The 20,094-nt window shown below is 48.5% G+C and carries 12 protein-coding genes; 1 reads left to right on the top strand and 11 read right to left on the bottom strand.

The window, feature by feature from the left end; genetic code table 11:
* Positions 1-60: 60 nt before the first annotated feature.
* Complete coding sequence (locus tag NST07_RS07620) at positions 61-939, bottom strand: carbohydrate ABC transporter permease (protein WP_342481319.1); 879 nt, start codon at positions 937-939, stop codon at positions 61-63.
* Between the two features lie 12 nt (positions 940-951).
* Positions 952-1,890 carry an ABC transporter permease subunit gene (locus tag NST07_RS07615; protein WP_342481318.1) on the bottom strand — a complete coding sequence of 313 codons (939 nt, stop codon included), beginning with the start codon at positions 1,888-1,890 and terminating at the stop codon, positions 952-954.
* A gap of 232 nt (positions 1,891-2,122) precedes the next feature.
* On the opposite strand from NST07_RS07615, the gene NST07_RS07610 reads away from it, so the two are divergent.
* A complete protein-coding gene (locus tag NST07_RS07610; protein WP_342481317.1) occupies positions 2,123-4,450 on the top strand; it encodes an AraC family transcriptional regulator in 2,328 nt (775 codons plus the stop codon).
* 224 nt (positions 4,451-4,674) lie between these two features.
* Here NST07_RS07610 and NST07_RS07605 read toward each other — a convergent pair whose 3' ends face one another.
* From NST07_RS07605 to NST07_RS07565, 9 genes are all read right to left on the bottom strand, one after another.
* A complete protein-coding gene (locus NST07_RS07605; protein ID WP_342481930.1) occupies positions 4,675-4,839 on the bottom strand; it encodes a spore germination protein in 165 nt (54 codons plus the stop codon).
* Between the two features lie 186 nt (positions 4,840-5,025).
* The gene (locus tag NST07_RS07600; RefSeq protein WP_341377683.1) at positions 5,026-6,468 is read right to left on the bottom strand and encodes a glycoside hydrolase family 32 protein; all 1,443 of its coding nucleotides are present in this window, start codon (positions 6,466-6,468) and stop codon (positions 5,026-5,028) included.
* A gap of 20 nt (positions 6,469-6,488) precedes the next feature.
* A complete protein-coding gene (locus NST07_RS07595; RefSeq protein WP_342481316.1) occupies positions 6,489-8,141 on the bottom strand; it encodes a glycoside hydrolase family 172 protein in 1,653 nt (550 codons plus the stop codon).
* Between the two features lie 121 nt (positions 8,142-8,262).
* On the bottom strand, positions 8,263-8,442 hold the full coding sequence (locus tag NST07_RS07590; protein ID WP_341377681.1) for an S-layer homology domain-containing protein: 180 nt from the start codon (positions 8,440-8,442) through the stop codon (positions 8,263-8,265).
* A 4-nt stretch (positions 8,443-8,446) separates the two neighbouring features.
* A complete protein-coding gene (locus tag NST07_RS07585; RefSeq protein WP_342481315.1) occupies positions 8,447-8,674 on the bottom strand; it encodes a hypothetical protein in 228 nt (75 codons plus the stop codon).
* Between the two features lie 52 nt (positions 8,675-8,726).
* The gene (locus tag NST07_RS07580) at positions 8,727-13,331 is read right to left on the bottom strand and encodes a GH32 C-terminal domain-containing protein (RefSeq protein WP_342481314.1); all 4,605 of its coding nucleotides are present in this window, start codon (positions 13,329-13,331) and stop codon (positions 8,727-8,729) included.
* Positions 13,332-13,528: 197 nt separating this feature from the next.
* Entirely contained in the window at positions 13,529-15,805 is a 2,277-nt protein-coding gene (locus tag NST07_RS07575) for a GH32 C-terminal domain-containing protein (protein ID WP_342481313.1), read from the bottom strand.
* Positions 15,802-18,279 (bottom strand): PfkB family carbohydrate kinase, encoded by a 2,478-nt coding sequence (locus NST07_RS07570; RefSeq protein WP_342481312.1) that lies wholly within the window; start codon positions 18,277-18,279, stop codon positions 15,802-15,804. Before NST07_RS07570 ends, NST07_RS07575 begins: the two co-directional genes overlap by 4 nt.
* Before the next feature lie 118 nt (positions 18,280-18,397).
* Positions 18,398-20,050, bottom strand: a complete 1,653-nt coding sequence (locus NST07_RS07565; protein ID WP_341377677.1) for an ABC transporter substrate-binding protein — start codon at positions 20,048-20,050, stop codon at positions 18,398-18,400.
* Between the last annotated feature and the right edge of the window lie 44 nt (positions 20,051-20,094).

Here is a 20,094-nt window from a genome sequence, read left to right as displayed (position 1 = left end):
CCAATTCATAATAATGCTTATATGCAATAACCGGAAATCCGGTTGATGCCAGAAACTGGCTTACCCTTTGACTGCCCCTACCGTCAGCCCTTTGACAAAATATTTCTGCAGCATGGGATAGAGCAGGATAATCGGACCGATAGTCAGCACAGTCGTTGCCATGCGGACCCCGTAAGTCGGCGCCACGGTAGAGATTGCAGCGGAAGCCGGAATCAGATTTTTGGCCGCTTCCATATTAGAGACCATCCGGCGCAGTATCAGCTGCAGCGGGAACAGCTTCTCGTTATCGATAAACATCAGTCCCATATACCAGTCATTCCAATAATAAAGCGCGTAGAACAGTCCCACTGAGGCCAGAATCGGCTTCGAGATCGGAAGTATAATCTGAAAGAATACTCTCATTTCATTGGCGCCGTCTATACGTGCCGCTTCCTCCAGCTCCTCCGGAACCGTTCTGAAGAAGCTTACAAGAAGGAATACAAGGAAAGGCTGGCAGAGCAGCGGAAGAATCAGCGCCCAGATTGTATTTTGCAGATGCAGCCATTGGCTGACCACGATATAGAAGGGAATGATTCCTCCCGAGAACAGCATGGGCAGATAGCAGAAAAGTAAAAATGGAGTTTGCAGCACATTGCGCTTATTAGCCAGTGAATAGGCCAGCATGGCCGAAATGCAGAGTGCAGTGATCGTACCCGCAACTGTAATGATTATGGTTATGCCATATCCATTGTACAAGGCGTCTGAATGCAGGAGCGCCTTGTATGCGGCAATCGAGAATGATTTGGGAAAGAGCGTGTAGCCGTTCACAATCAGCTCACTCTCCTCTGTAAACGAGCCGATGACCATCAGCAGAAACGGAAGAATGCAGAATAGGGTGAACAAGATGAGGACAGCATAGGCAAAAACGCTAAATAAACGGTCAGACAACGTCTGTTTCAAGTATTTCCCCTCCTAGAACAAAGCAGATTCTTTGGACATTCTGCGCGTAACCGCATTGGCGATAATCACGAAGATGAGGCCCATAACCGATTGGAACAGCCCCACCGCAGAGGACATTCCAAAATCATGGAGCTGCCGCATGGAACGGAATACGAAGGTATCAATCACATCCGTCGTTGGATACAGCAGAGAGTTATCTCCGATAATCGCATAGATCATGGCAAAGTCGCCGTTGAAGATTCTGCCTACCGACAGAAGGGTCATAATGGAAATGGTCGGAACAAGCAGAGGTAAGGTAATCCGCAGCATAATCTGCAGCTTGGAGGCGCCGTCTATCCGCGCTGCTTCATATAAATCCTCGGAGATGCCCGTAATAGCCGCCAAAAAGATAATAGACAAGTAGCCGGCTCCCTGCCATACGCGGATAATCGTAAGGATCCATGGCCATAAGGCAGATTCAAACATCCAATTGACCGGCTCAAAGCCCAAATTCTGAATCCATGCATTAACAGGTGGAGATTCGCCTCCCAGAAACGATTGAACCAGCATGCCGATCACAATCCATGACATGAAATAAGGAAGAAAGATCAGTGACTGCGAAATTCGTTTGAAATACTTATTGCGGATCTCATTAAACATCAGAGCGATAAGAACCGCTGCAAGCGTTGTAAAAATAATGAACAGCACATTCAGCAGCAGTGTATTGCGCAGGATGATCCAGAAATCATCCGATGTAAAGAAATAATTGAAGTTGCGGAAGCCTACCCACTCACTTCCGGTAATCCCTTTGGAAAAGTCATAATTCTTAAACGCAATAAGGATTCCGTAAATCGGAAAATAACTGAAGATAAGAAAGAAGAGCAATCCCGGCACCGCCATCCCGTATAAAAAAGGATTACGTGCAATTTGCTGCAGTTTGTAGCCTGCCCCGCGTTTCCGGACATTTGGCATCCTGTGTACCCCCTCGTGAATAATTCGTTACAAGCTTTGTCTGGGAAAAACATACCAGGCTTTGATATTCCAGACCATTGCGGGAATTAACGATGTCTACTGTATGCATGAATCAGCGCACTTCCCAAAAGCATCACAGTTTCAGGAACCATCGATTGTCTTTATCAGAAGCAGCGATATGATACAATGAATCTGCCTTATAAATCCACAGAGATACAGACGGGGGTACAACATGCCTAGATTCAAACTATCCCGGTTGAATTTTTTGAAGCAACGCTCCACTTTTATCAAAATCATCATTTATTTTGTCAGCGCCAATATTATCGTACTGGCGGTTTCATTTATTGCCCTCTATTCTCTATCCTCAAAGACCCTGCTCAAGGAAATCGGCGACCACTCCGAGTCTCTGTTAGTCAATGGAGCCAAGAATACAGCGCAGCTCATGGAATGGTCTATCAATTATGCTTATTCCTCGAGCTCCGATGTCCAGATCGAGTCTTATGCGCTCTCAGAGCAGCACAGTGACCTGGACACCTATGCGGTGTGGAGCCGGCTGATGAACATCAAGAAGGGAAATCCATCCATCGATTCGGTCTATCTGATTAATGATTATACGCATCAAATTATCGATTCCCGGCTGGGCGTGAATGAATTTGACAGCTTCTATGACCAGGAGGTATTACAGCGGCTGCGGACCCGGAAACTGACTGACGGAGCCTTTCTTATTCCCCGGACCCTTATGCTGCCGCTGGAATCCGGCAAGGAGAAGAAAGTGATTACGGCTATCGTCCCCTATGAGACCGGCAAATCTATTTCCGCTTTCGTACTGAACGTCGATGCTGACAATATCATGACGCTGCTGCAGAATAACAGCAATGTTCTAGAGACCAGCGTCTTTGTGCTCAATGACAAAAAAGAGCTTGTCTTCAGCACCGTGAAGCTGGACGCAGAACAGATACAAGAGTTCAGCCAGGCCGTGGAAAAGGAAGCGAACGGCTGGAAGATCGTTAAGCCGCAGAAATCCCCGGAGCAAATGCTGGTCTACGCCAATACCTCCATCAATGGCATCCAAAACTGGAGATTTATCGAGACGATTCCCAAATCGATAATCTTAAGCAAAATCACATGGCTGCGGAATTTGACACTGCTACTGTTTGCAGGACTGTTTGCCGCTTCCCTGTGGGTGATCATTCTATTGTCGAAACGGGTGTATTCGCCAATCCAGGAGCTTGTTCACAATGTTATGGAGCAGCATCATGCGGAGCAGCTGGACGGGCAGAACGAAGCCAATGAGCTGGTGTATTTATCCCAGGTATTTGTCTCCCAGAATGAGCGGATCCATGAGCTGACCGAGCATGGGCGGAAGAACAAGTTTCTGGCCCGGGAGCGGTTTATACGTGAATTATTGGGGGGGCTTACCTTATCCATTGCGGAAATCCGCAACAATTGCAGCGAGCTCGGCATTGAACTGTCTAAGGAGGGAGTATCTGTAGCTATCTTCCGGATAGACCAGTTTGCTTCCTTTACAGTGCGGTATTCGGAGAAAGACCAGCGGCTGTTGCGCTTCGCCATGGCTAATATTATCCAGGAATCCCTGCAGACAGATGCTATGAAAGGGATTCTTACCGTTGATATGGGCAAAGATCATGTTGCAGTGATTCTCCCGGTTGGCAGGGGGCAATCTGCGGCTATGTATGCCGGGAAGCTTCAGCAGGCGCAGCGGCTGGTAGCCCAATTTCTATCCATCGGAACCACAGTAGCCTGTGGCAAGTATTTGGAAGGGTTGAACGAACTTCATGAGGGTTATATGGAGACCTATGAGTTGACCCAAGAACGTTTCCGTTTAGGGCAAGGAGCATTTGTTATAGAGGAGTATGCAGATGCAAGTCCTGCCGAGCTGTATCATATGCCGCTGGAGCTGGAACGGCAAATGGTACAGGCCATCCATAGAGCGGATGCTTCTGCCTTCCTTGATAGCCTGTATATGGCTATTTCTTCGCTTAGAGAACGGCCATACTTCGAATGCAAAATGTCATTAATCACTTTATTCATGGAAATCCGCCGCTCGATGCAGGAGATCACCCACCAACCCGTGTTGCCCAGCTCCTGGAGTCTGACCTCGGTAGAGAATCAGATTATTAAGCTCGAAACGCTTGAAGCCGTTGTGGAGTGGATGGCAGCAGTATCCGCCAAATTTCTGGATGAGATCGCAGCCGTCCGCAGTGTCTCAAGAAATGCCGGTCTGGTCGGGCAGGTTGAACGGCTCATCGAAGCACATCTGACCGATGCTAATTTGTCCGTTAAGATGCTCTCCGATGAGCTTGGCCTGTCGGTAAATTATATTAGAAATTTGTACAAGAACGAGACGAACCGCTCCATTACGGAAACGATATCCGAGAAGCGTCTAAGCATCATCTGCGAGGAGCTGATATCCAGCGAAGCGCCGATTGAACCCATCGTACTGAAATATGGCTTTTCTTCATTAAATACCTTCTATATTGCTTTCAAAAAAAGATATGGTGTTACTCCGGCAGTCTACAGGAAATCCAATCAGAAATAGATCCGGGCCGTGGATACATACTCACGGAAAATATGAATAACAACGGCAGATAACAGATGTACTTGTTCCACTTTTTGGTGATCTGGCTGATCCCGGCTACAAGATAGAAATAATAATTTGCGGCGGTCATGAAAATTCAGTGAAGGCAGGAATGTTACAATGAAGAGTGCTATTAAACGAATTCAACGAAAAAATGACCCTAATGGAAACCGCTCGTAATAATCCTACGGGGATTGGGCAAGCATCCAGAAGGTCATAGGGGCGACCAGAACAAAAGGAGTGCCTTCCATGACAATTACAACCCTTCCGGACATTAAGGCACTTATGGATATAACTGCGGCTGATGCCGAGGTCCTTGGAAATTGTTTGGTCGGAGAAAATCCTTTCATATCTTCGCCGGTTTTGTCGAATATATAGCTTGAGCGATCCGGCCTTTTCACCCGGGAGTCCATGGGGAAGTGTGTTCCCAAGCGAGACAGCCAGATATACAAGAAAGAGCGCCCCTTTGGGACGCTCTTAGTCTGATTATTCCTGATTATGCTAATGAAAAAAGGATATACAATGGTTTTCCTCTCTTATTCTGGAATGCTTATATCTCCTAAAGTTTCTATCTTGACCCGTTTAAACTCCGCTGTACCTTGACTGACGAATAGGGCAAGCTTCCCGTGCTGAATATCATATATTCTGGCACTCAAAGCCACTTCCCCTCCGACATAAATTTCACAAATCGTGCCGTCCACAAATACCTTCAGCTCATACTCCTGTTCCGGCAGCAGCTTGAGCGGACGTTCCAGTTCCACATCATAAGGGAAGGTTTTACCCCCCTCTTCAGATTGCATAATCGGCCCACGGAAGGTAATTCGGCTGCGATGGGGTTCCAGTGTGATGTAGTAGGCAAAATCCAAACCTTGGCCCGCCCGAAGCATCATTCCCAGACCTTGGGTCGACCCGGAGAATCGAACGGCTGCAGAAATCTTGCACAAATCAGGCAGTTCCTCCTCTGTGATGCAGCCGGCAAAGGCATAAGGGGAATCGCATGAGATCGCATCGTCCGTAATCGACCACTCTCCAGCAACTCCATGAAAATGAGCGGGCACCTGCCGGGCAAAAGCCGAGTCTATGGTTTCCGGAATTTTCACGCCTAATGTCCCATCCGGACGCTGAAGGATTTCATGCACAACCATGTTGCCGCCCCAATCCCAGGTGTCATAGTCTTTGCCTGTAGCTTTAGGCGGATTCCAGCCGAACAGATCGTCATCTTTCGTCGGATTCCAGCCAAACAAATAACGTTTTTGCCCATCGGATACCGACTTGGCCGCATAATAAGCACGTCCATCAAAAGCCTCTTCCTGCGGAGTAATCCACGGTCCGTTTAAAGACCGGCTCATCCGGTAAAAAGTGCCGAAACGCCCCGTATAAGAAGAATAGATCAGATACCACCATTCTCCTATCCGGAACAAGTCCGGGCACTCATGCGCGCCTACATGCAGGTTCGGTGCGTACAGCGGCTCACGGTACTCCCAATGCTTGAGATCCTTGGACGACAGCAGACCGGTGCAGCCTTTCCGGTTGGTCGGTCCTTTCGCCAGGGCTGCGATCAGCATCCAGTATTGGCCCTCTTCTTCATTCCAGAATACAAAGGGATCGCGCCAGTCCGCCAGCTCATAAATTTCGCCGTCCGGACCAAAAGTGTCTTCAGGAATAGGCTCCCATGTTTGCAGATCCTTGCTGACGGCATGACAGGCAAACTGTTTTCCTTCAGGAAAAATACAGTAGAACATATGATAGATATCATCAACCTTGAGGATATGGCCGGTTCCGCCTTCGATCTTGCAAGCTCCATCTTCCCTGTAATTCACGAAATCTTTCGTGCCTAGCAAATGCCAGCCATGATCAAGACCTTCCCGGTAGTTGTCTCTCCACCCGTGAAGATAGAACAACTTAAACTCTCCATCTTCGTAATAGGGAATAACGTCCCCTACCCAAGCATTATCCGGACGATAAAAAAATTCTTTCATTAACTATTCCTCCCATAGTTCTAAGTGGCTAAACGTTCATTTAGTAAAACCGGCATATAAGGATCTCTTGTGCCCCGATCCTGATACCAATACACGGTGGCGGCATACAAACACTGGTTATTAAGACCCCACTGATTTCCTTTATATTTCTCAATATAGCCTTGAAAGGAGTTCATGAAGGGAACATTGTCGCAAATTTGAAACCGGTTAACTGAGGTGTGTCCATTGGCATCTAGTTCAACAAAGGGCTGACTGGCAAAGGCGCTATCGAACATGGGAAAGGGCGGCTCTGCCGCCCAGGCATAGCCAATATAGTCCTCGCTGCCTGTTCCGAAAGTGGACGGAAAGGTTTCGCCATCCACAAAAAACTTCTCGTCCCCTTCGCCCCACCACCAGTCAATGGTTTTCTGGTCTCCTATCCCATACCACCATGTCCCGGCTTCCTCCTCCGGCTTCTCCCAGGTGTTGTATACGTGAAGATGAACACCGCAGAATCTTCCCCGGCCTTTTGTCAGCAGGAGAGGCCAATCCGGCCAGCGGTCTCCGCCTTCCATGAAGCGTTCGGCATCCAAATCCAGATATTCATCCCGGTGCCATTTGGCATGAAAACGCAAGAGATTATCCGCTGAGGATTTTATTAAAGATGTATATTGGAATTCAGCCGTTAACTCGCATGGTTCCGTTCCGTCATTTTGAATTTCAATTATTGCGGCTTCTGAGAACGGCATATACCAATAGCTGTACATTTCATGTTCATTCATTCCTAGAGGCAGAGAGCGATAGGGCTTAATCCCCGGCGCGCTACCAAAAAAATCACCCAAAGGAGCCCATACAGAAGGGATTTTTTCATTATCCCATTTCATAGAGATGGTCAATTGTCTGGCCAAAATCCGTTGCTGTTCCTCACTCTTTCGTCCAATAGCTGTTCTGATGCGAATCATAGAAAGAGCGCCTGCCCCTTGTTTGTCAAATAGCACGGCTTTGCCGCCTGCCGGTACATTTACCGTTACAGTAGCACTCTCGTCAGAGGCTCCTTCTGCTTTCTTAAAATAATGGGTTCCCCTTTGCTGTAAAATCCGGTCCGCTTCTGCCAGTGCAATAGCCGACACTTTGTCTATGCTGCCGTCAAAAGATGGCAGATGGACATTGGAAGGGAACGTGGTATAGGTAATGTGATAATAAGCGCCCCAGCCTTTGTCCAGAAGCACCTTGCAGTGCTTTTGAAAGGATATGGGGATAAAGCAGTTTCTTCCGCGTGATAGCGTAGGCGCCAGATTAGGAAAGTTAATTGGGGCATCCTCCTGATTAAATCTGTCAAAATAATCCCGGAAGGGCTGATCGATCACAGGGGTATCGGAATGATCTATGTAGATCCGGATATGCCCCTTCTCAGGAAGGGCTGACCAGAATCTCCAGATCACGCCAGGACCATCCAATTCCATGGCGACAATACTCTCACCTTCCTTACGGATGAAACCTCCTCCGTCATCATTAGCCCCCCAATCCTCGTATAGGCCCGTCTGAGCATTATAAACAGATCTCCGGTCAAAGCTGGAGAAACAGCCGGATTTCTCACCGGCCTGCGGTGGGACCGCCAGAACTTCCAGATCATATAGTCTTCTCACAAGGTCTTTATACGTATAAACCCTCTGCTCCCGCTCAGATTCATTCATGCTGGGAACTCCTTTCTTAGCAAGATATATATTACTCACTTGCTTACTCGGTATAAAACAGAGAAAGCCGGAGTCATGGCGAAGGCAACATCACCTTGCTTCCCCGGCTTTCCTTTAGCAGTTATTTATTGACTTTGTCAAGCAATAGCGAGATAACTTGTGCACTTTCTGCACGGTTTACATGTTCATGCGGCATGAACATTTGGTTCCCACGGCCGCTGATTAAGCCAAGCTCCTGTACGGCAGCGACCGCATTTGCAGCCCAGCCGCTAATCGTACCAGCATCCTTAAAATTACTCAAGCGATTAGCGGCCGTGTTCTGTCCTTTGTGGAGCAGATATGCTTTGAATCACGTCATGAGCCCAATACGATGCATTAACATCTTCAAATGATTTGTCATAGGTAAGGACTCCCAATTCACTGTTCTCTTCTACAGTCCATTTACCGTCTGAATACCTTCCGCTCCTATACTCCAGAGTGCCGTCATCTGCGTTGGACACCGGAAATATCACTTGCCGCTCTCCCTTTGCCATTTCGAATGACAAGCTGTTCTGGCTGTTCGGTTTATTTGCAGGGATCACAGGGTTACTCGGAGGACTTAGTTGGGACAGTTGTATCGGTTGGATCGCTTGGACCGTTTGGTTCAGTTGGATCGGTCGGATTATTCGGATTTTGCACCTTAACCGGTACATTGAAATCATCGACATTAATATGTCCGAAACCGCCTGTGGATTGGTCAACTACCTTAATGTAGAGCTCCTCGCCGATATACTGCGAAGCATCCCAGATCTTCCGCTGATACTCCTCATAATTAGTGGCGGTCTCTTTAAATAGTTCTTTGCCATCCGATGCCCGGACCAGCGCAACATACAGCTTGTCGATATCACGCCCCCCGCTGACCAGGAAGTTGATCTTACCGTTCCCGCCGAGGACGAAATTCTGCGATTTCAGCGTTCCCGTTAAGCTGTCACCGCCGGCTTCCTCGTTGAAGCCCCACAAATGATAGCCGCCAGGAATTTTATGCGACGGATTGAAGTAGATCGTGTCCCAGAAAAACTGTTCGTCGCTCACATGGACATCCTGGAAAGCGTCCCCTTCTGTAATCCAGCCTGTTAAGTCTCCTGTGGCAAAATCATGATTAGGCAGATCTGTAATATCGGTGTACACGGAGTTATCCCAGTTATCAGGAACATCGACCGGAGCAGCCGGTTCACCCGTCAAGGCATTCATATTCCATACTTCCATCGACTTGAGAGTAATATCGTTGTCAGCCCAGACCTGTAAGCCCAATGAGTCGTATCTGCCAACGTAGACGCGGGTTGTCAGCTTTTTCTTGTAATTGGCAAAGGCTTCAACAACCGAACGGTCGAGGAAAATATGGAGCTTCAAGTTCTCTCCGTCAAGATCCACGTATCCGCCTTGAATGCCGTCCACACGCACATCCGGATCAACGCTGCTCTTAGTGCGATCTACATTGAAAGTCCCGTTTGTCTTGTCGTAGTAAATCAGGGTTTCCTCCTGGCCGTTATCGGAGCGTCGCACCTTGAGACCAAATTTCTGAGCCTCGCCCGGATCAATTTCCATCACAATCTCCAGCATGTCACCTTTGACATTTTGGATCAATTGATTGGCGGCCTCCAAGTTTTTGTCTGCAAAATCAACCAATTTAGTACCTCGGAGACTCTGCAATTCCTCAATGGGTTCAATGCGCAATTTATCGTGGTCGTCCAGGCTTAGGGAAACTGGCAGTGCCAGATTATGAGCCCATCCGGCTTGATATTCAGCCTGTGGTGTTCTTACATTTTGCACCATGGAGTAAACGACCGTTCTTCCGTCAGGTGTGACCATTCCGCTCTCTGCGGTTAAATAGCCATCACCCACATCCATTTTGGATGGCGACTCCTGGTCAGGTATAAATTTGAAGTTATCCCGGTCCCAGGTGCCAATCCAATAAAAGACCTCAACATCTCTTTGCACATCGTTCGCTGGAGGAACTTGCTCCGGCTTTTCATGGGGATTAATCATGAAAATATACTTTTGCTTGCCCGTACTGTCCTTGCCTAACGGCAATAATACGGGCAGTTCCCATACCGTACCGAGCTCTGGATACTGGCTTCTGTCACTAACGTATAACGGCCCCTTATACTCCCAGTTGTACATATCGTCGGACACATACACTAAAGCTGTGCCGCTGCTGAAGTCCTGTTGGCCGGACGTCACTAGCTGATACCACTTATCTACCTCTTCGTCGTACCATACAAATGGGTCCCGAAACTCGTTATGAATGCCATCCCCGTTCTGCTCCGTTACCGGTTCAGGATATTTCACCCATTGCTCTAAATTGGGATCGGACAAATCCGCCGGAGTCGCCAGCCCAGTTCTTTGGTTCGGGGACAGGGAGTCATTGCCGGCGGTATAAAAGAGCACGGGATTTCTGTCGCGATCATACGCTGCACTGCCTGACCATGCGCCGTCCGGATCAAGGGTGCCCGCTTCGGGGGCAAGAGCAGGCCTCACATTTTCCCAGTGAACCATATCGTCACTAACCCAATGTCCCCAGTGGATTTGATGCCAGAATGGACCTTGCGGGTTATGCTGATAAAATAAATGGTATTTGCCGTTAAAATAAATCGGCGCATGCGCTTCATTCATCCAGTTTTGCGGAGGCATCGCATGGTACTGGGGACGGTGCTGATCACCGTCAAACACACTAGGATCCTCGTCAATGTCACCATTCGGAATTTCTGGAACCATCCCGCCGTGAAGCGCCTTCACATTCTCATACTCAGCAAGAATCTCTTGACCCGTGAGCGCTTTGTTCTGCAGTTTCACTTCATCGATAAGTCCGCTGAACATATTGTAGGAGAACAATCCTGCAAACTCTGCAGATCTATTGTTTTTTCCGATAATCAGCTTTTCCGTAGAAGGTGTAACCGGAACGTTGACAGGAGTTGCCTGAGAAGCTACTTCCTGACCATTTAGGTATAATTTAATGATTCCGTCCTTTTTGTCGAACGTAGCTGCAACGTAATTCCACTTGTATTTTTCGAGCGGATGGTCTTTGACCCATACCTGAATCCACTGGCCGCCGATCCCGACCTGCATCGACCATGTGCCATGCCGATACATGCCAAGTGAGAAGCCTTCCGCATTATCCTGATCGGACTGGTTCACGATAGCAGACAGCTTGTTGCCATCGCCCCATTCATAGCTGCGCGGAGCAACCCAGGCTTCGATCGTTAACGCGTCACTTACAGGAATGGTATCCTTTGCATTGACCTCGATATCATTTGAGTATCCGTCAAACAGCAAGGCACCGCCTTTTACTCCGCGCGGAGTCCATCTTGGATCCTTGGAGGCCATGTATCTGGCGTTGTTAAATACATAGCTCACATCGTGTTGAAGATTGCTTACTTCCTCAAACGCCTTTTTTCCTGCACCTTCATCAAGACTCATGTAGAAAATGGTGCCCGTATTATGAGCTTGAAAAGCGTCAACCGCAATACTGGCTTGATTGGATTGATCGATAACCTTGATATAAAGCCTCTTATTGTAGTGCTTCTGCATTTTCCAGGAAATCTTCTCATTCGCACTGACATCCCCGGTCTTCTCAAGCAACGTGTTAGTGCTGGCATCATATAGTGCGACGTAGGCGTCCTGCGGATTATCGATGCCTACGACAGTGAAGTTAATAGTCCCGGTTCCCTGAAGCTTGAAGGTATTGGAGGTAATCGAACCCTGTCCTTCCAAGGAGGACTTGGCATAGAAGTTCCCTTCTTTACCGGCCATAGCTTCATCAGTCACTTGAAAAGCATTGCCTTCAACGGTCCAGCTCTCTAAATTTCCGGTTTCAAAACTGCGATTCTGGATTTCGGTCGGCATAATGTTATCCGCCATAACTCCTTCTTCCGGTACGAGTTCATTGAAGGTGTTGAAGGCGTCCGCAAAGATTACTCCCCAATCCGCGTGCCCATTATCGACGATCTCCACATACAGCTTCTTGCCGATATACTTGGAGAGATCGGCTTTATATTGCTCCATATTCGCGAGTCTCAGGCCCTGTGCCGGATCAGGGAATCCGGACTCGTTAAATTCGGTGTTGCCGTACCTGGCAATCAAGTCTCCCGTATCCGCATCTATGACGCTTACATACACTTGATCTGTATGCTTGCCACCGCCCAGTCTGAAAGTAATCCAGCCTGTTCCGCCCAGCTCGAAGGTGCTGGAGTGAAGCTTACCTGTCGCTGTCTCGTTATACTTCAAACCGTTTAAATGATAAGTGCCTTCCTGATTGTACGGGATTTGTTCAACCCAATAGGTTGTTTCGTCCGACACACTGTTCGGACCAAACGCTTCGCCTTCCACAACCGTCCAGCCTGTCATATCCCCGGTTTCAAAGCTTGGATTCTCAATTTGATAGCGTTTGAAATCCGGCTTGATATCCGTGGCGGCAATTCCTTCAGCCGGCTCGGATTCATGGTACATGAAGAAGGCGTCTGCAAAGATCACGCCCCAATCCGTGGTTGCGTTGTCGACGATCTCCACGTACAGCTTCTTGCCCAGATATTCGGAAAGATCTGCCTTATATTGCTCCATATTGGCAAGCCGCAGGCCCTGTGCGGGATTCGGGAAACCAACGTCAGCGAAGGCGCTATTGCCATACCGGACAATCACTTGACCCGTCTTGGCTTCCACGATATTTACATATGCTTTGTTTGGATTTTTCGCGCCCCCAAGCTTGAAGCTGATCCAGCCGCTGCCGCCCAGCTCGAAGGTGCTGGAACGAAGCACGCCGGTCGCAGCCTCGTCATGCTTCCAGCCGTTTAGATGATAAGCACCTTCCTGATTGTACGGGATTTGTTCCGCCCACCAAGTAGTTTCGTCCGATACACTGTCCTGACCGAACGCTTGACCTCTGACAACTGTCCAGCCTGACATATCCCCGGTTTCGAAGCTTGGATTCTGGATTTGATAGACTGTATCCGTAACTGACAACCCCTCGTCAGCCTTGGGAATATGATAGACCGCATCCGTAACCGGTAATCCCATGTTCACCTGTGGACTGAATGCTTCCTCAACATCAGCCTTGGATTCGGCTGCGGCCGAGATTCCGGGAGCTGCAAGCTGAAGAACCATCACCCCTATAACCATTCTGGAGATCCATACTTTGCTTCTTTTGCCTTCTCTCATCAACGAGCCTCCTTCGTCATTTCTTATTCATGCAAACATTCATACGTAATTTTGAAATGGCTCTCCGTATACAAGGATGCATAGTCATGAAGTAAGAGAGGCGTGAATGAAGCGTTTCCATCCCGAGGGGTGCTAAGTGGCTTAAGTGTTAGTTACATTACCCGTATGGTATAGTAAGGAGCGCCTAGGCGCTCACGTTACCATATGGATTGCATATCCCATATTTCCATGGACTTAACCAGCGGTTCCCCATCGCCCCAGATCTCAAGTCCCAGAGCATCCTTGCGGCTCGGATACACCCGGGTCGTCAGACTTTTCAATCCGTTGGCATACGCTTCGACCATGGAGCGGTCCAAATAGATGTGCAGCTTCAGATTTTCTCCCAGCAGCTCCAGCTTACCACCCTGAACCCCGCTGCATTTTTCTCCCGGATGTTGTGTCGTTTTTGTCCGGTCGGCCAAGAGCATGGTCTGATTGAGATCATAATACAACAGGGTTTCTTCTTCCCCATCCGGTGATTTGCGAACCTTGATTCCGAATTGGGTAGCACTGCCTGGTTTAATCTCCAGTTGAATCTCAAGCATGTCGCCTTGTACATCCCCCAGCAGCACATTAGCTTCAGCCAATGACTTGTCTTGGAAGGATAGCCGCTTGGTGCCCCGCAGAGATTGAAGCTCCTGAATCGGTTCTATTCCCAATCGCCCGTCATCTCTTAAATACACGCTTAACGGCAAACCTCCGTTATGAGCCCAGCCCGATTTATATTCCAGCTCGGACGTACGGTCACCTTGGGCAATTGTGAATACAATATTTCTGCCAGTTTTCGGATCTACCATACCGCTTGGGCCGGTAAAATGGAAATCGCCGACGTCAATCAATTGCGGCTCCTCTTGATCTGGAAGGAACGATAGATTTTGCTTGTCAAGCTGCCCCATCCAATAGAACACCTCGACATCAGCTCCCTTTCCCACAGGGCTGACCAGCAGGAGATACTTGCTCACACCTTGCTTGTCACTGCCCAGAGGAAGAAATACAGGGAGCTCCCAGATAGGCCCAAGATAAGGGAACTTCTGAATATCTGCTTCAAAAAATGGCCCTTTGTACGTCCAATTCAGCATATCCTGCGAGGCAAACGCCAATGCTGCTCCGCCTCCGCCTTCGATCCCGGACCCAACCAGAGCATACCAGCCGTCATCATCCTTCCACACAAAAGGATCACGGAAATCTCCGAATGCACCGATCCCCTTCTTCTGTACAATGAGCAGCTCCGGATGTTTGACCCATTGAACCAGATCCGGGTCCTTATCCCGGGAATAGGTGCTGCGGGCGAGCGCCACACTCTGATTCGGCGATGCACTGTCATTGGCAGCTGTAAAGAACAAAACAGGCAGGCCGTCTGCATCATAGGTGGCGCTTCCTGACCAAGCCCCGTCGGGTGATAGTTGATCCTTCTCGGGTGCCAAGGCCACGGGCAGATCACGCCAATGCACCAAGTCTTTACTTACCCAATGTCCCCAATGAATCTGATGAAAGAACGGCCCAAGCGGGTTATGCTGATAGAACAAGTGATATTGCCCGTCAAAATAGATCGGCGCATGGGGCTCGTTCATCCAATGGGCCGGCGGGCTGACATGATATTGCGGTCTGTGCCGGTCCGCCAGCAGAGGCGTTCGGTCGAGCTTGATATCATCGTACTTTAATTGCGGCTGCACTCCTCCGTGGGAATCCAGCACTTGCCGATATGAAGCGGCCACCTCTTCCGCGCTTAGGGCACCATTATAAATCTTGAGTTCATCGAGCATACCACTGAACATGTGAAGACTGAACACTTCCGCCAGAAGGGTGCTGTGATTATTCTTGCCGATGAGCACATCCGTGTCCGCAGCTTCAGCCAGGCGGGAACCGCGTGGCAGGTCAGCCGAAGCGATTTCACTGCCGTTCAAATACAGTTTGATTTCGCCTTGCTCCCCATCGAACACGGCATTTACATAAGACCATTCATTTTTGGGAAGTTCATAGCCTTCAGGAGACCACAGCTCTTTCCAGTCCCCTCCTTCCAGTCCGACTTGGAAGGACCAGGAGCCGTGACGAAACATGCCGAGCAGATACCCCTGCTTGCGATCCACGTTGTAGCGGTTCACAAGGGCGGCCAGTTTGCCCCCTTCCCCCCATTCATAGGAACGGGGTGCTACCCATACTCCGATGCTTAGGGAAGAAAGATATTGCGGCCCGCCATTAGTATCTCCCTCGTTGACCGGATGGGCAATATAAGTCGAGTACCCGTCGAACAGGAGCCCGTTTCCCATTGCTCCTTGTCTCCACTGCGGAGGACAGGGTTCGGTAAACTCCGCTTGGTTAAATACATACTGAATGTCATCCTCGACCTGGGATACGCTCTCGAGAGCGCTTGCTCCAGCCCCTTCATCAAAGGCCCAGTACATCATTAGCCCGTGATTATCGATGATTTTGCTCATACATTAACCCTCCTTGATATCTGCTCTGTGCAGCCTTCGGGCTTATGAATGGAACTAAGCGTATGGATATGAAGCGAGTTCAGTTCAGCTCTCCCTGACTCCGTGCTTATCCAAACATTGTCGATCGGGTCATCCGGGAAAATTTGATCTGTCAGCGCAACCAGCCCGTCATTCGCAAACACTTCAACCGCGCTGCGGTCCAGCCAGATACGCAACTTAATGCCCCCATTCTCCGGAACAACTCTAGCGCCATGCTTGCATGCAAATGACGGGTTGAAATCAGTCAGACCCGATTTGGACCGGTCGATGAAAAGCCATTCGCGCACAGGGTCATATCCGATAATGGTCGCAGTCTGCCCGGAGGACTTCAATTGGATATGAACCTCGTCTCCGGAGCGGATATCGATGTTCGCTTCAATCTCCAGCAGATCCTCATTAGTCTTGTGAATAAAAGAGACCTCAGGTGTAACCGCTACATCACTCCAGGAGTGTGATTCTTTCCGCAGCTGCTCTACTTCCTGGACAGGCATTTGAGTAAGAACTACACTGCCATTCCGGCTGGTCAGCGACAACACGCGGGGAAGAGTCGCTGCACCCCGCCAGGAAGCAGTAGGCGCCTGGTTGGCATACCTCCAGTTGTTCATCCATCCGATGATCACGCGCCGTCCGTCCTCTTCCGGAATGTCCGACCAAGACACTGCCGCGTAATTATCCCGTCCCTCATCCAGCCACAGCACCGTATCGGGAGCATTATCATTTACAAATTCCCAGCCATCAAAGCTTCCGATGTAATATTGGGTTTTGGAGCCTTCTGGATAATCCGGATTGTCTCCGATACTGACGATCAATACCCACCTTTTCTGATTGGATCCATCTATTGATAATTCAAATAAATCCGGACATTCCCACACACCGTAATGTGAACCATCCGACTTCCCGAATTCGCTGGCAAAATCCCAATCCTTCAAGTTAGCAGATCGATAAAAACGGATATGATCGCCACACGCAAGTACCATTACCCAGACGCCGGCTTCCTCCATCCAGAAGACTTTGGGATCACGAAAGTCGGTGATTTCGACATCGGACAGGATCGGATTTCCCGTGTAAAACGTCCAGCTTCTGCCTTTATCCTTACTGTACGCCAAGCTTTGGCGCTGCCTCGGTCTGTCTGAATCCGGGTATATATCCGCATGGGTGAATATGGCCACCAAGCCGGACCCGCCTTCAAAGAATCCGCTGGTATCTTTCCAATCCACAACTGCGCTCCCGGAGAAAATGGCACCGTTATGATCCGGTGACATGGCAACAGGAAGTGTTTCCCAGTTCACCAAATCCTTGCTCATCGCATGTCCCCAGTGCATAGGACCCCATACGGTGCTTTCTGGATGGTGCTGGTACAACAAATGGTACTCCCCTTCAAAGTAAACCATACCGTTCGGATCATTCATCCACATTGCCGGTGGTGAGTAATGGAATTGCGGTCTGTAGGATTCTATGAACAAATCTGTGCCCGTTGATTGAATTTGTTTATTAATCTCCTTATAGGTTGGAATGGCCGGAATGGCTCCCTTTTGTGTCGTTACCAAAGCACCCACCGCGTTGGCGAAGCGGACAATAGGGATCCAGTCCTGATCCCTGATCTGGTCGATACTGCCCCCTCTCTCAAGCAGCTGATAGAGGAACCCGCCCAGGAATGCATCTCCCGCTCCGGTGGTGTCAACGGTTTGAACTTTGAACCCTGGCACATCAGCCCATTTAGAGCCGGAGCCGTACCGAACGAAGCACCCTTTTTCAGCCTTGGTCACCAGGATCACTTTCACCTTGAATTGTGTCTGAATTTGATGGGTACCCTCTTCCAAATCCGTGAGACCGGTAATAAACTCAAGTTCCTCTTCCGAGATTTTAACAATATCCGCAAGAGCAAGCCCTTCTTTGATCTTGATTTTCGCCTGCTCCAAATCCTTCCAAAGCGCAGGTCTCAGATTGGGATCAAATGAAATGAGAGCTCCATTCTCTTTCGCCTGGGTACACGCTTTTAGGGTTGCACTCGCAGAAGGCTCATGAGTCATAGATACGGAGCCGAAATGAAAGATTTTCGTATCTTTGATCTGTTCCAGGTCAATATCATCAATTCCCAGAAGCATATCAGCACCAGGGTTGCGGTAGAAGCTGAATGTACGGTCGCCGTCTTCTTTCAGATGGACAAAAGCCAGCGTTGTATTGGCTTGTTTTTCCTTCACCAAACCCTTTGTATCCACACCATTTTCCCGCAAAACCCGGGTAAGATATTCCCCAAATTGGTCTTCACCGATTTTACCGATAATTGCCGTGGATCTTCCAAGCTTGGACAACACCACAACCACATTCGCAGGGGCGCCGCCAGGATTGCATTCAAATAGCTGCTCCCCCTTTTCGGACAAGCCTGCAGGAGTAAAATCAATCAGTACTTCACCTATTGCTGTTATATCAACCATATGGTTTCTCCACCCCTAGTCCATCATTTATATATAGGATTCTAATCCGAAAAACATATGTAGCAAGCCGATTGAAGGCATCTCATTCAGGCTTGCTACATGCCTTACCTATCAAATTTTATTTCAGGGCTGCGAGATAACGGTCATACCCCTCTTGATATATCTTCATCAAATCGTCCAACCGCATATCTTTAAGCGAGGCCAGGTAATCGCTCCACTCGGAATCAGAAACCCCTTTCAACATGAATTTAGCGCGCATGGAGTTCGTATAAGTTTGTATCTCTGGTTTCAGCTTTTCAATAGTCTTCAACTCGTCTTCTGTAAAGAAGATATTCGGGTATTTCTCCTTCTGCATTTGCGGTACAAAAATATTTTTGATATCATCCAGTCTTTGCTGTGCCCGTGCTTCCGGAGGTGCAATGTTTTCGAAGTCTTCACCAGTGAATACACCGCCTCCACCAAGTGATACTTTTTGACGGAACTCACCCGGATTGCTGATATCAGACTTCTGTATCAGCTTGCCATCGGCAGATTTCTCAAACCATTCGCCAATAGGGCCCCAACGGACTTCGGCTGTGGTTTCCGGTTTGTACAACAAATCCAGCCATGCAGCAATCAATGCCGGATTTTTTGCTTCTTTCGTGATAACAGAACCTCCTCTAGAAAGTGCGGAACCACTGTTCCATTTGACAACCATATCTTTAAACGGAGGGACGATCGGATAATGTTTGTCACGTTCAGGACCCACTACGTCCGTATGATCCCACCAGAGAAAAGAGCCTAGGGTTTCCTTCTCCGACTTCCCTTTTGCATAATATTGTGTATATTCTTGGGTGAAGGATTCCGGATCAACAAGCCCCTCTTTCACCCATTTCGCGATCTCGTTTACAGCATCTTTGTATCCATCTTGAATAGCTGCGTAGGAAACCTTGCCATTGTCCACATTTAAATGTTCAGCGTAGGCGTTGTTAGCAGGTTGATAGGTTTTGTCTGGTACACCGAAGGCTCCGAACAGATAACCGATATCTCCCGTCCAGAATGCATTGACGAAGGATAATGGAATTTCATCTGCTTTTCCGTTGCCATTCGGATCTTTGGTTTTAAAGGCAAGCAATACATCATGATATTCCTGCAGAGTGGTTGGCATTTTCAGCCCCAGCTTTTTCAGCCAATCCTCATTTATATAGAGGAAATCCGGATTAGCACCAATCTCTTCTTGTCCGGTGCCTAACTCCTCACCCGCAGGAAGGGAATAAATATTGCCGTCTGGGGCAGTAGCAATGGCTTTGATATCGGGTCTCTTGTCGAACAATGCTTTCAAGTTAGGCATGTGTTTGTCAATCAGATCATTTAGAGGTATAATGGTGCCGTCCTCACCGTATTTCATCAGCTCTGTATCTGTGAACCCGGCTCCGAAGAACATTTCAGGCAAGTCGCCACTTGCTATGAGCAGATTCTTCTTCTCGTTGTAATCTGTCTCGACAATGGTATTCCAATCGATATGAACATTTGACATTTCCTCAAGTTTTTTAGCCATGGTCATTTCGTTATAATCGCTTGGCGCCAGCGGAGCTCTGCGTGCAACCACCTTTAAGGTGGTTTTTTCTTTCAGCGGAAACTGAATGGATGCATTGTCATCCGCTTGATTTCCGCTATTCTCTGTATTCGTACCTGTCTTACCATTGTTGCTTTCATTGTTACTGTTACATGCCGTAGCAAACACGGAAACGGCCATCATTGCTGCCAATAGACCCACAGCTTTTCTGTTCATTCTTCTTAACCTCCCTGTTAAATCTGCTCATTTCATACTTCTTG

The organism is Paenibacillus sp. FSL L8-0340, assembly GCF_038593145.1.
Classification (GTDB): domain Bacteria; phylum Bacillota; class Bacilli; order Paenibacillales; family Paenibacillaceae; genus Paenibacillus_AQ.
Note: the sequence above shows the minus strand (reverse complement) of the source record. Positions and strands in the feature narration are given on the sequence as shown.

Excerpts from the sequence above, each read along its gene's own strand:
- NST07_RS07570 (WP_342481312.1), bottom strand. The coding sequence starts at position 18,279 with ATGGTTGATATAACAGCAATAGGTGAAGTACTGATTGATTTTACTCCT.
- NST07_RS07610 (WP_342481317.1), top strand. The coding sequence starts at position 2,123 with ATGCCTAGATTCAAACTATCCCGGTTGAATTTTTTGAAGCAACGCTCC.
- NST07_RS07585 (WP_342481315.1), bottom strand. The coding sequence starts at position 8,674 with ATGGCAAAGGGAGAGCGGCAAGTGATATTTCCGGTGTCCAACGCAGAT.
- NST07_RS07605 (WP_342481930.1), bottom strand. The coding sequence starts at position 4,839 with ATGAAAGGATTTTCTCCGACCAAACAATTTCCAAGGACCTCGGCATCA.
- NST07_RS07565 (WP_341377677.1), bottom strand. The coding sequence starts at position 20,050 with ATGAACAGAAAAGCTGTGGGTCTATTGGCAGCAATGATGGCCGTTTCC.
- NST07_RS07580 (WP_342481314.1), bottom strand. The coding sequence starts at position 13,331 with ATGAGAGAAGGCAAAAGAAGCAAAGTATGGATCTCCAGAATGGTTATA.
- NST07_RS07600 (WP_341377683.1), bottom strand. The coding sequence starts at position 6,468 with ATGAAAGAATTTTTTTATCGTCCGGATAATGCTTGGGTAGGGGACGTT.
- NST07_RS07595 (WP_342481316.1), bottom strand. The coding sequence starts at position 8,141 with ATGAATGAATCTGAGCGGGAGCAGAGGGTTTATACGTATAAAGACCTT.
- NST07_RS07615 (WP_342481318.1), bottom strand. The coding sequence starts at position 1,890 with ATGCCAAATGTCCGGAAACGCGGGGCAGGCTACAAACTGCAGCAAATT.
- NST07_RS07575 (WP_342481313.1), bottom strand. The coding sequence starts at position 15,805 with ATGAGCAAAATCATCGATAATCACGGGCTAATGATGTACTGGGCCTTT.